Below are 12,542 nucleotides of genomic sequence, written 5' to 3'. Positions count from 1 at the left end.
GCACGATGCTCCGCACCAATCGGTACCGTCAGGCTATAACCTTTGAGCGGATACAGCGGCAGGTGCACACCGGGCAGTGCCAGCAACGGGCTACGGTGGCCGGCGGCGATGACCAGTTGTTCGACCGGCAACACCTCATCAGCCAATTCAATGGCGCTTACCGCACCGTCGACATGACGAATCCCGATCACCGCCCGCCCCAGCCGAAACTCGCATCGGCCCGAGGCTTTCAGCCGCTTCATCAGTTGCTGGCAGAAGGCGTGGCAGTCGCCCACCTCTTCGTCCGGGGTATAAATCGCCCCGACAAACGCAGCATCAGCCAGCGCTGGCTCAAGACGCGCGCTTTCAGCTGGCGACAACACTTGCTGTTGCTGTGGATCGACGAGGCTGTTGCGGGCATGCTCGAAGCTCGCAGCCTGGCGAAAGGTCACCAGTTTGCCGTTGCGCCGCCAATTGAAGCCGTCCAGCGAGTCCTCTTCGCGCCAGCCTTGCAGGGTGGTCTGGCTCAATAGCGCCAGACGTAGCAAATGGGCCGCATTCTGGCGATTCACCGAGGTCCGGCAAGCACCAAGGAAGGACGCCATCCAGCGCCACTGCGCCGGGTCGAAACGCATGCGCAGCTTCAGCGGCGAATCCCCTCGCAGCATCCAGCCGATGGCCTGTAACGGCACGCCGGCATCGGCCAGCGGCGCAACATAGCGATAGGACAATTGGCCGCCGTTGGCAAAACTGGTTTCGCTGCCCAGCGAGTCACGGGCCTCGACCACCGTCACCTCAAAGCCATCGCGAACCAGCGCGTAAGCCGTTGTCAGGCCAATCACCCCACCGCCGATGATGCAAACTCGCTGAGCCATGTCAGTCCTTAGTCATTGTTGAGACGGGCCTGAGGTTAGAGCCAGGTGACAGGCGCCGAACAATGAATAAAGATGCCTGACCCATAAGCAAAGGTTATGGAATCGCCATGCGCCTTCGACACATCGAGATTTTCCAGGCCATCCGCCAGACCGGTTCGGTCAGCGGCGCCGCGCAATTACTGCACGTCTCGCAGCCTGCGGTGACCAAGGTGTTGCAGCACGCCGAGCAACAACTGGGCTTCCCGCTGTTTTTGCGGGTGCGTGGTAAATTGCAGGCTACGCCTGAAGCACTGGAACTGGAGCGCGAGGTCGACAAGGTCACTGAAAGCCTGCAAGGAGTGCGACGCCTGGCCCAGAGCCTGCGCCGCGAGCCGGGCCACAGCCTGCGGATCGGCGCGACACCGGCGCTGGCCCTGTCGCTACTGCCGCCGGCGGTCAACGAGTGGACCCGGCGTTACCCGGACATCGTCTGCGAACTGTCCAGCGCCCACAGCCGCGAATTGATGCAGAACCTGCTGATGCGTGAAATCGATGTCGCGCTGACCCTGCAACAACCCGACCACCCAGGGCTCAAGGCCCAGGCGTTGGCCTGTGGGGTGCTGGTAGCGTTGGCGCCGAGCGGTTACTGGCCTGAGGTAGACCAAGGCAAGCCACTGCCATTGATGGCCTTGGCCGATGCGCCTTTGATTGGTCTGTCCAGCGCCGATCCGTTGTCCGCCAGGCTCGACAGTTACCTGAAAGCCGTCGAGCCACCGCCACGGGTCAGCATCTCCGTGCAGACCTATTCATTGGCGCGGGCCATGGTCGAATCCGGTGCCGGGCTGGCGGTCATCGACCCGTTCACAGCCCTCGGTGCCTCACCGAGGACTACGACCATCCGGCCATTGGCGCCGCCGTTGCCGATCACTTTGTACGCCGTGACCCGCGTTGACGAGCCACCGCCGCACACCCTGAGCGATTTGCTGACGATCTTCAGCACGCGCGCGCAGGAGCAACTGGATCGGTTGGTGGATCGTTGATGAGCACCAGCTAAAAGATCGCAGCCCGCGACAGCTCCTACAGAGCAACGCGTTCGGCGCAGGAGCTGCCGAAGGCTGCGATCTTTTGCTTCACAAGACGTAAAACAGAATCGCCACAAAGTGCAGCAAGCTGCCGGCGATGACGAACAGGTGCCAGATGCCGTGGGCGTGGCGCAGTCGGCTGTCGAGGGCGAAGAAGATGATGCCGACGGTATAGAACACCCCGCCCGCCGCCAGCCAGGCAAACCCGATAGTGCCCAACGCCGCCAGCAGCGGCTTGACCGCCACCAGCACGATCCAGCCCATCACCGCATAGATCACGATCGACAGAATCCGCGCCTCGGAGCGCGGTTTGATCTCTTGCAGCATGCCGATCACCGCCAGCCCCCAGACAATCCCGAACAGCGTCCAGCCCCACGGTCCGCGCAAAGTCACCAGACAAAATGGCGTGTAACTGCCAGCGATCAGCAGGTAGATCGACAGGTGATCGACCTTCTGCATGATCACCTTCGCCCGCCCGCGCACGCTGTGATAAACCGTCGAAACGCTGTACAGCACCAGCAAGGTAAACCCGTAAATCGCCACGCTGACAATCTTCCAGGGGCTGCCGTCCAGACTGGCAATCACCAACAACCAGACCGCCCCGACACACGCCGCAACCGCCCCGAACAAATGGCTCCAGGCGTTGAATTTTTCTCCGTGATACATGTGTCTCCAACCTCAAAAAATCACTGCAACATCGCACAAGCCTCAGGCTTGCAGCCTGAGAGCGCAATGTTTCAAATCAAATGTCGTGGACGAAATCGGTCCCTTTGTGGGACTTATCGTTCCCCAAAAGGGAGCGTTCAACTCACTGCGCAACCAACCCCGCCCCCACCAACAACTCTTCCAGCGCCAGCAGGTCCGGGACTTTCGCCACGTGTTCGGCGACCTGTACCGCAGCGTGTTCCAGCGAGCACAGCGGCACGTCGACGTAGCTCAACTGGCTGTCGAGCTTGTAGGAGCGTGGAATGCCTTGCACCAGCAAGGCGATGAATTTGAGGTGCGGGCGCCCGCCGAGGGCGTTGAGGACGACGATGCGCGCGCGGTCGCCGATCACGGTTTTGTTGCCGCAAGCCGATTCGAAACTCAACAGCGGGATTTTCCGATCACGCCAGGTCACCAGGCCCAGGTACCAGGGCGGTGAGTCGAGGTCAAAGGCACCGGGCTGATAGTCGATCAGCTCGGCGACGGCGACATTGGGCAGGATCAGGTTGCGATCGGCCAAGGGCAACAGCAGCCCGGTAAGGTTGCTGGTGCGGTGCTCAAGCATGGGTTTTGCTCCACAAGGCGATGCTGTCGAGCAACACCGATTCCTGGTACGGCTTGCCGAGGTAGTCGTTGACGCCGATAGCCATCGCCCGGTCGCGGTGTTTCTGGCCGGTGCGCGAGGTGATCATGATGATCGGCAGGTGCTGCAACCGTGGATCGTTGCGCACCTGCATGGCCACTTCAAAACCATCCATGCGCGGCATTTCAATGTCCAGCAGCATCAGGTCAGGCATGTGCTCTTCGAGCAACAGCATGGCGTCGACACCGTCCTTGGCAGTCAGCACGTTCATGCCGTGGCGTTCGAGCAGGCGGCTGGTGACCTTGCGCACCGTAACCGAGTCGTCGACCACCAGGACCAGCATCGAACGCTGCGGCTCGGCCTCGGTGACCGGCTCCTGAATGACCCGCTGCGGCGACACGTGCGCCTGCATGGCGCGGATATGCGTCAGCAGGTCGAGAATCAGCACCACCCGGCCATCGCCAAGAATGGTCGCGCCGGACAAACCTTGCACCGCCGCGAACTGCGGGCCGAGACTTTTCACCACGATTTCCCGGGTACCGGTCGTCGCATCGACCTGCACCGCGATGCGCCGCTCGTTGCACTGCACCAGCAACACCGGCAACGGCAGGCTCTGGCCCAGCAGTTTCGGGCGGACGCTGGTCTTCAGCAGCTCGCCGAGGTAACACAGTTCATAGCGTTGCCCGSCGTATTCATATAGCGGTGGATCGAGCTGGTAATAGCCCTCCAGCTCAAAGGGCAGCACGCACACGATGCCTTCGATGGTGTTCAGCGGGATCGCGTATTGATCCTCGGCACACTGCACCATCAGCGCACGGTTGACCGACACGGTGAACGGCAGCCGAATGCGAAAGTGCACGCCCTGTCCCGGTGTCGAGTCGATGACCATCGAGCCACCGAGTTGCCGCACTTCTTCGTGAACCACGTCCATGCCGACGCCACGCCCGGAGATCTGGGTGATTTTCTCCGCCGTGGAAAATCCTGGTTGCAGAATGAACTGCAACACGTCGCGATCGCTCATGTCGCTACCGGGGTCGAGCAACCCGCGCTTGATCGCCTTGCGCCGCACGGCATCCAGCGGCACGCCGGCACCGTCGTCGCGGATGTCGAAAATGATGTCGCCGCCCTCACGGGACAGGTCCAGGGTGATGCGGCCTTGCTCGGGTTTCCCGGCTGCCCGGCGTACTTCGGCAGACTCCAGGCCGTGGTCGACAGCATTGCGCAGCATGTGCTCAAGCGGTGCCGCCATACGTTCCAGCACATTGCGGTCCATCTCGCCTTCGGCGTTCCCGACAATGAACTCGACGTCCTTGCCCAACTCGCTGGAGACTTGACGAACGATACGCTTCAAGCGCGGCAGCATCCGTTCGAACGGCACCATGCGCGAGCGCATCAAGCCTTCTTGCAGTTCGGTGTTGATCCGGCCTTGTTGTTGCAGCAGGTTCTCGGCGTCGTGGTTGCAGCGGTCGAGGGTTTCCTTGAGGTCGAGCAAGTCGGAAGCCGACTCGAACAACGCCCGCGACAACTGCTGCAACTGCGAGTGACGGTCCATTTCCAGCGGATCGAACTCTTCGTAGCCCAGGCGCTCAGCCTCAACCTGCTGCCGACTGAGAATCCGGCCCTGGGTTTCGGTATCGAGCCTGCGCAGTTGATCGCGCATGCGCTCGATGGTGGTTTCCATCTCGCTCAGGGCAACGTGGGCATCGTTGACTTGCTGCTCGATACGCCCCCGAAAGATCGAGGTCTCCCCGGCCAGGTTGACCAGATCGTCCAGCAGCTCGGCCGAGACCTTGACCATATCGGCGCCAGCATCCGGTTGCAGCGCTGTGGCCTCAGGCTTGGCCACCGGTGCGACTTCAACCACCGGAGCCGGCGTCGAGGGMTTGTCAGCCGATGGGTGAGTGAAGGCCTTGATCGCGTCGATCAGGCTGTCAGCCGGCAGCACCGGCTGACCGGCGCGGGTCGCATCGAGCATCTGCGCCAACCGGTCATGGCTGCGTTGCAACAGATCGAACAGCGCCGGTATGGCGTGCAGCAAGCCGGTCGACAACCCTTCGTAAAGAAATTCCAGCTCATGGGCCAGGTCGCCAATCGGGGCGATTTCGACCATTCGCGCGCCGCCCTTGAGGGTGTGCAGGTCGCGCAGCAGGGTTTCCATTTCCTGACGGTTCTGTGGGTCTGCCTGCCAGCGCGACAGCGCCGCGCCCGAACTGTCGATGATGTCGAAACCTTCCTCGAGGAAGATCTCCAACAGTTCCGGATCGTGGCTCGCCGCATCATTCGCAGCCGCAGTCTCGACCACATCGGCCGTACTGCCAGTGCTTTGTCGAAATTGCTGGATCTCCTCGATCAGCGTACCCGGATCGCTCAGTGGCTGATGGTTCTGCAACTGCTCGAGCAACATCGCGAGGCGGTCGTGGCTCTGTTGCAGTAACACCCCGAGCGCTGGCGAATGACTGAAGCGCCGGTCGACCAGTCCTTCATAAAGGCTTTCAAGTTCGTGGGCCAGATCGCCGACCGGCCCAACCTCGGCCATCCGCGCGCCCCCCTTGAGGGTGTGCAAGTCGCGCTGCAACGACGACAGYGGCGCAGCGCTCTCCGGATCATTGAGCCAACGCTGCAAGGCTTGTCCGGCGCTTTCGAGGATATCCACCGCTTCTTCGAGAAAGATCGAAACGATTTCATCGTCAATCGTCAACGCCTGCGCCTGCGCCAGCTCGCTGGTGGCACTGCCCAGTTCGGTAATGCTCAGCGTGCGGCTGCCATCGCTGCGAATCAGGCCCATGGCCGACGGATCAAGACCCTCATTGAGCAGATCACGCAAGGCCCGCACCCGCGCCGGTTGCGAGCCGACTTCCTGGCCGGCAGCCAGTTCGTCGAGCATGTTGATCAGCGCTTCGTGAGCGCTTTGCGCCTCGTGGAAGAACCGTTCGTTGACCACCAGGCTGCTTTCTTCCACCGCACCATAGAGATCGAGCAAGGCTTCGCACAGCTCGTCCACCGGATGCAGATCGGCCAAGTGCGCGTTCTCGCCCAGGGTCGTCAATTCATCCAGCAGCGCGCTGAGTTCCTGGCGCTCGCCGGGGTGTTGCTGCCAGCGCTGCAACAGGGTTTCGGCGTCCAGCAGGATGTCCATGCCCTGGGCCAGGAATTTGTTGATCAGTTGCGGATCACGCTTGATCCGCAGCCCCGTGTTCGGCGCATTGAGGATGGCGTCCAGACGCTCGGCAAGCAGTGCCTGAGTGCGCCCGATCAAGTCTTCGGCGCCCCTGATCGGCGTCAGCGGATCACTGTTCAATTGCTTCAGCCCGCACCGAAACAGATCGCCGGCTTCGAGCAGCAGCTCGACTTCGTCCAGGTCCAACGCAATCTGGTGCGCCTTGTACTCGCGGGCCAGATGATCGAACGGCGCCGCCAGTTCGGCAATCGGCAACACACCTGCCATCGAAGCGCTGCCCTTGAGGGTGTGCAACGCGCGCTGCAACTCATCGCTGGCCTGCAACGGCACGTGCTCGGCGGCCCGGTCGAGAAAACGGTCGAGGCTCTGGAGGTGAGTTTCAGCTTCGTTGCGAAAGATCTCCAGCAACTGCGGATCAAGTATCTCGCCGTCCTGCAGCGCAGTGCCCGGCAGGGTTTCATCACCCTTCGCCAGGGCATGGGCGCGAGCGGCCAGGCGGTCGACATCTACACGCTGACGCTGGGTGTTGGCGGCGAACTCAGCAATCAGTTCAGGGAGCAGTTGCAGCACTTCATCCAGCAGTTGATAAACCGGCGGACCCGGTTCGACACTGTGCTCCAGCACCCGGTTGAGCAGATTCTCCAGCGCCCACGCCAACTCGCCCAACACCAGTGCGCGGACCATTCGCCCGCTGCCTTTCAACGTATGGAAAGCGCGACGCAACTCGCTCAGGACCGAGGCGCTGTCGGGGCTGGCCACCCAGCGCGGCAAGTATTCGCGCAGGATATCCAGGACTTCATCGGTCTCCTCGAGAAAGACTTCGCGCAGCTCGGTATCCACCGGTTCTTCATCGGCCGGTGGCGGCAACAGACTGCCCGGAGTGATCAGCGCGGGCGGATTGACGGCACGGGCCGGGCTGGCCAACACCTCGGCCAGCGACTGGGCAATCTGCGGGTTATCCAGCGCCGGCAGATCCGGCATCACCAATGCCAAGCCTGGGCTCAGCACGTCTTCGGGCAACGGCACAGGCACCTCGCCGGGGAAATACCCCAGAGCCGCCAGGCTTTGCTCGGCGACATCGAGGATCTTYTCGCCGGGCGCCTCGGGGTCTTCGCTCAAACGCTCCAGGTAATACTCGATGCTGGTAATGGCGTCGGCCAGACTGTCGAGTTGCGGCCAATCGGGACGCGTCCGGTCTGCCAGCAGATGCTCGCGAATGAAACCTTTGCAGGCTTCCAGCAGGCTCGCCGCACGGCTCAACGGAATCATCGCCAACGCGCCACGCACCTGGGTCAGCACAGCTGGAAGCGGCTGCAAGAGCTGACGATCCCAATCGCTGTCGATGTAGTCGACAATCATGTCCTTGGCCTGTTGCAGGCAGATTCGCGCTTCCTTGATGACAATCTGGTGGATTTGCGTCAGGTCGGTGGTCGGCAACCGGCTCTCTTCGCGGTTTTCCTCGACGGTGCCAACCATTCCAGCCAGGGTCGCCTCGACGTAAAGCAGGGCACCGGCGACATCCATCAGGGTCGCATCGTTCGGCTCGCGCTGGCCTTGGGCAAGGCTCAGGACCACCGCCAGTTGATCGATGATCACCTTGCGCGGTTGACCGAAGCCGAGTACCGCCAGGGTGTCGGCGATTTGCCGCAGTGGCGCCAGCAGGCTGTCGAGGTCCGAGACATGTTGACGGTCGCTGCGCACGAACAGGTCCAGGCGCTCCTTGACCCGCACCAGCTCTTCGCAAAGCGCGGCCAGCACCGAGCGCATCGCGTCGCGGGCCGGGCCGGCCAGACGGGCGCGTTCTTCATCGACCATTGCACTGTCGGGCAACGCGTCGTCCAGGGCATAACGCTCTTTCATGGCTTGCATCTGCGCAGTGGGATGTTGTGCCTTGGCAATGTAGAACAGCAGGCTTTTGAGCAGCTCAGGCGGTGCCGGCTGATTGATTTCCGAGATGCCGTGTTCAAGCAGGCGCTTGAGTTCCTTGTCAGAGTCCTTGAACAGGCTGCGCAGCGCCGGACTATTGGCGACACTGCCGCTGAGCATGCCTTCGACCAGCGCCGAAGCGATCTGCCACAACGGCCCCAAGGGTGCGCCGTCGCACAGCGTTTCGAGATGTGCAAAGACCTTGGCCAGATAGCCGAGATTGGCGGTGTCGTCCTGTTCGCGAAGCAACCCAACCAGCCCCATCTGCAACATTTGCCGTAATTTGCGCAGCACATTCGGCAGCTCGGCCGGCTCAAGCATTGCCAGCGTGTCGTCATCCAATTCGGGAAGCGCTTGCCACTGCGGGCTGAACAGGCTGGTTTCCGACAACAGGCTTTCGCCACGGGCGCTGCGCAGGTCGTTGATCAACGGCAAGACCACCAACGGCAAGTCACGGCGGGCACTGTGCACGCGGTCGAGGTAAATCGGCAGTTGGCCGAGGGCTTGTTGCAGCAGGCGAATGGCTTCATCGCGGTGGCTGACGCGGTTTTGCTGCAACGCTGCCGCGAGCTGCTCCATCTCTTCGGCGAGCAGCGCCGCGCCGTAGAATTCGACCATCTGCAAACTGCCGTGAACCTGGTGAATCCCCGCCAGGCACTCCTCGATCGCGTGCGCCGTCAGTGGTTCTTCGACCCGGTTGTCGAGGGCCATGCTTTCAAGGGCAATAAACGCCTGCTTCAACGTTTCGGCAATTTCGCCCTTGACCCATTCGAGGGCCACATAGTCGTGCCGATCACCCATAACCACTCCCATCAAAATGCTTTTCCAGCAGGCACCGTTCAAGCCTTGTCGGCGCTGCGCTCAGGCACCGCCGGCAAGGTGAAACCAGACACCGAACGCCGCAGCTGGCTGGCCATCTTCGCCAGGTTGCCGATGCTCTCGGCAGTGGCCGTGGAGCCCGACGAGGTCTGCGTGGTGATCTGCTGGATCACGTTCATCGTCAAGGATATCTGACCCGCCGAAGACGTCTGTTGCTGCGCCGCGTTGGAAATACTCTGGATCAACGCTGCGAGCGTTTTCGATACGCCTTCGATTTCTTCCAGGGCCACCCCCGCATCCTGCGCCAGTCGCGCGCCGCGCACCACTTCGGTGGTGGTCTGCTCCATGGAAATCACCGCTTCATTGGTGTCAGTCTGGATCGCCCGCACCAGGGTTTCAATTTGCCGGGTGGCCGCCGACGAACGTTCCGCCAGCCGCTGGACTTCATCGGCAACCACCGCAAAACCGCGCCCGGCATCACCGGCCATGGAGGCCTGGATCGCTGCGTTCAGCGCAAGAATATTGGTCTGGTCGGCAATGTCGTCAATCAGGCTGACGATGTCGCCGATTTCCTGGGAAGATTCGCCCAGACGCTTGATCCGCTTGGCCGTGTCCTGAATCTGCTCGCGGATATTGTCCATGCCGTGAATGGTGTTGTGCACCACCTCGTTGCCCTTGTTGGCGATCTCCACCGAGCGCTCGGCAACGGCGGACGACTCGGCGGCATTGGCCGAAACCTGATCGATGGACTGGGCCATCTCGTTGATCGCCGTCGAGGCTTCGGAAATCTGCTGGGCCTGATGCTCCGAGGCCTGGGCCAGGTGCATCGCGGTCGCCTGGGTTTCCTGCACTGCGGCAGCGACCTGGCCGGCCGTCAGGTTGATGGTCGCGACCAGATCGCGCAGCTGATCGACCGAGTAATTGATCGAGTCGGCAATGGTCCCGGTGAAGTCTTCGGTCACCGATGCCGTGACCGTCAGGTCGCCATCGGCGAGGTCTTCGATCTCGTCGAGCAAGCGCATGATCGCGTTCTGGTTACGTTCGTTCTTCTCGGCAGTTTCCCGCAACTGGCGATTGGTTTCACGGACCATCACCAGGCCGATCAGGATGATTGACATCAGTGCCAGCAAGCCCAGCACGTAGCCGCCGATGGTATCGGTCGAACGCCCGCCCACCATGTTTTCGAAGCCGTTGGCCAGGTGCGAGGCTTCATCGAGCAAGGTCTGCGACAGGTTGAAGATGTTGCCTRCCGACTCACGGACCTTGAACAGTTCAGGCGAGGTTTCGAGGATCTCGTCGACAGAGCCCGAAACAAACTCGAACAGCTCGGAAATTTCGGTCAGCCGGGCACGCGCGTCATGGTCCTCGACCTGGCTGATCTTCAGGGTCGGATTGCCCTGGAGCATGCCGTTGAGCACCTGACCGAAGCGCGCCGCATCACGGCCAAAGGCGTCGGCAGCCTGTTGGGCATTTTCGTCGCCGACGAGCACCGTGTTGACCGCGCCCAGGATCCGTTCGGCCAGCAACGACTGGCGCTGAGCCATGGCGACCTGAGCAGCAGGTGCGCCGCGCTGGAGCAGGATTTCGACGACTTTTTCGTACTCGACCTGCAACTGCGGCACGGTCTCGGCCAGGGTCGCGGCGACCTGATGCAGCGACAGCACAGTCTGTTCGCTGGAAAGGATCGCATCGGTATTTTTCAGCAGGCGCTCCCAGTCCAGTTGCACCGCGCGCATTTCCGCGTGTACCGCGTGGGGTGCTGGTGGCAGACCGGTGGTCGGGTCACCTTTCTTCAGGTAACCCCAGCGTTGGGCGAAGTCGTTGCGCGAATCGCTCAGCAGCTTGAACGCTGCCGCTTTGCCGGCCGCCGCTTCAGTGGCGTTCTTGGCGATGCGCTGGGACAGCAGCGTTATCGTTCATTCGCGAGCAGGCTCGCTCCCACACGGGATCCGTGTCGTACCGGTTAGATGGCCACATCCATGAACCGTGGGGACTGCACCAGGGCAAACGGGCTGAAGACCTGCCACCGTTGCTCGCGCTCGAACTGTCCCTTTATGAACGCCGCCATTCCACCCTGAGCGTCCAATGACGCCGGCTCGAAACTGGCCTGGTCAAAGTGCTGCATGCCGAGCACCTCATCGACCATCAACCCGACGAACACCTCTTTATATTCAACGACCAGTACGCGCCGCTGTTTGCGCTGCGTAGACAGCTCAACCCCGAGGAAACCGCACAGGTCCATGACCGGCAACAGTCGTCCACGCAGGTTACCCACGCCCCTGACCCACGACTTGACCCCCGGCAACAGAGTCAGGCGCGGCTCGTGCAACACCTCGCTGACCTCGCCCATCGGCGCCACGTACCAGTGCTCGCCGAGGCGAAAGCCGATCCCGCTCCAGCCGTGGTTGCGGGTTTGCTGCGAAGGCAAGTCCGCCGCCAGCAGGCGGCAGCGCTGATCGATCTGCAGCAGCAGTTCGAAGGCAGTCAGCGACTCGGCCATGGGTCGGCCGTCAACCCGCCAGCACGTTGTTCAGGGTCTTGATCAGGGTGTCTTCTTCCACCGGCTTGGTGAGGTAGTCCCTGGCGCCCTGGCGGGTGCCCCAGACCTTGTCGGTTTCCTGATCCTTGGTGGTGATGATGATCACCGGGATGTGCCCGGTTTCCGGGTCCTTGGTCAGCTGGCGGGTGGCCTGGAAACCGTTGAGGCCAGGCATGACGATGTCCATCAGCACCGCGTCGGGTTTTTCCTGACGGGCCAGTGCCACACCATCTGCGCCGTTTTCGGCTTTCAACACTTCATGACCGTGCTTTTCCAGCATGCCGGTCAGTTTGTACATTTCGGTCGGCGAATCATCGACGATCAGAATACGTGCCATGGTCTTCCCCATTCTTGTAGACGCCGGGCCCGCTGGCCGAGCGTCACTGTGCGTGTCTTACTGCGGCGTAACAACGGCAAAGCCCGGTACATGGGCCTGGATCGCGCTCAGCAGTTCTTCCTTGCTGAAAGGTTTGGTCAAAAACTGGTCGGAGCCGACGATGCGCCCCTTGGCCTTGTCGAACAACCCATCCTTGGACGACAGCATAATCACCGGCGTGGACTTGAACGCACTGTTGTTCTTGATCAAGGCGCAGGTCTGATAGCCATCCAGACGCGGCATCATGATGTCGACAAAGATGATGCCGGGGTGATTGTCGGCAATCTTGGCCAGGGCATCAAAACCATCAATGGCCGTGATGACCTCACAGCCCACGTTTTTCAACAACGTTTCGGCGGTACGGCGAATCGTTTTCGAATCATCGATCACCATGACCTTCAAGGCGCTGGAATGCTGTTCCATATCTGCTCTACCGTCGCCTTTGCGAATCAATTTGTCGTTTGCGGCTTACCAAGGGCTGAAACCCTTGATGTTCAAGGG

General features: G+C 61.6%; 8 protein-coding genes and 1 pseudogene. 1 reads left to right on the top strand and 8 read right to left on the bottom strand.

What is annotated here, in order from left to right:
* Positions 1-854: FAD-dependent oxidoreductase (locus AC1DH9_RS10940; protein WP_477808158.1), on the bottom strand; the 854-nt coding region annotated here is incomplete at its 3' end.
* Between the two features lie 107 nt (positions 855-961).
* Here AC1DH9_RS10940 and AC1DH9_RS10935 point away from each other — a divergent pair.
* The gene (locus tag AC1DH9_RS10935) at positions 962-1,873 is read left to right on the top strand and encodes a LysR family transcriptional regulator (protein ID WP_427543857.1); all 912 of its coding nucleotides are present in this window, start codon (positions 962-964) and stop codon (positions 1,871-1,873) included.
* A gap of 90 nt (positions 1,874-1,963) precedes the next feature.
* Here the strand turns inward: AC1DH9_RS10935 and trhA are convergent, their stop codons facing one another.
* The 7 genes and pseudogenes from trhA to pilG all read right to left on the bottom strand — a co-directional run bounded on the left by trhA (position 1,964) and on the right by pilG (position 12,464).
* On the bottom strand, positions 1,964-2,581 hold the full coding sequence (trhA, locus tag AC1DH9_RS10930) for a PAQR family membrane homeostasis protein TrhA (RefSeq protein ID WP_123581315.1): 618 nt from the start codon (positions 2,579-2,581) through the stop codon (positions 1,964-1,966).
* Positions 2,582-2,723: 142 nt separating this feature from the next.
* Positions 2,724-3,185, bottom strand: a complete 462-nt coding sequence (locus AC1DH9_RS10925; protein ID WP_427531946.1) for a chemotaxis protein CheW — start codon at positions 3,183-3,185, stop codon at positions 2,724-2,726.
* The gene (locus AC1DH9_RS10920; protein WP_477808157.1) at positions 3,178-9,108 is read right to left on the bottom strand and encodes a hybrid sensor histidine kinase/response regulator; all 5,931 of its coding nucleotides are present in this window, start codon (positions 9,106-9,108) and stop codon (positions 3,178-3,180) included. The genes AC1DH9_RS10925 and AC1DH9_RS10920 overlap by 8 nt, the downstream gene beginning before the upstream one ends.
* A 38-nt stretch (positions 9,109-9,146) precedes the next feature.
* A pseudogene (locus AC1DH9_RS10915) lies at positions 9,147-11,039 on the bottom strand (methyl-accepting chemotaxis protein); the annotation flags it as partial.
* A gap of 50 nt (positions 11,040-11,089) precedes the next feature.
* On the bottom strand, positions 11,090-11,626 hold the full coding sequence (locus AC1DH9_RS10910) for a chemotaxis protein CheW (RefSeq protein ID WP_427543866.1): 537 nt from the start codon (positions 11,624-11,626) through the stop codon (positions 11,090-11,092).
* Between the two features lie 10 nt (positions 11,627-11,636).
* The gene (pilH, locus tag AC1DH9_RS10905) at positions 11,637-12,002 is read right to left on the bottom strand and encodes a twitching motility response regulator PilH (protein WP_019694067.1); all 366 of its coding nucleotides are present in this window, start codon (positions 12,000-12,002) and stop codon (positions 11,637-11,639) included.
* Positions 12,003-12,059: 57 nt separating this feature from the next.
* The gene (gene pilG / locus AC1DH9_RS10900; RefSeq protein WP_427543870.1) at positions 12,060-12,464 is read right to left on the bottom strand and encodes a twitching motility response regulator PilG; all 405 of its coding nucleotides are present in this window, start codon (positions 12,462-12,464) and stop codon (positions 12,060-12,062) included.
* Between the last annotated feature and the right edge of the window lie 78 nt (positions 12,465-12,542).

Source organism: Pseudomonas sp. 05T35, from assembly GCF_056396605.1.
Note: the sequence above shows the minus strand (reverse complement) of the source record. Positions and strands in the feature narration are given on the sequence as shown.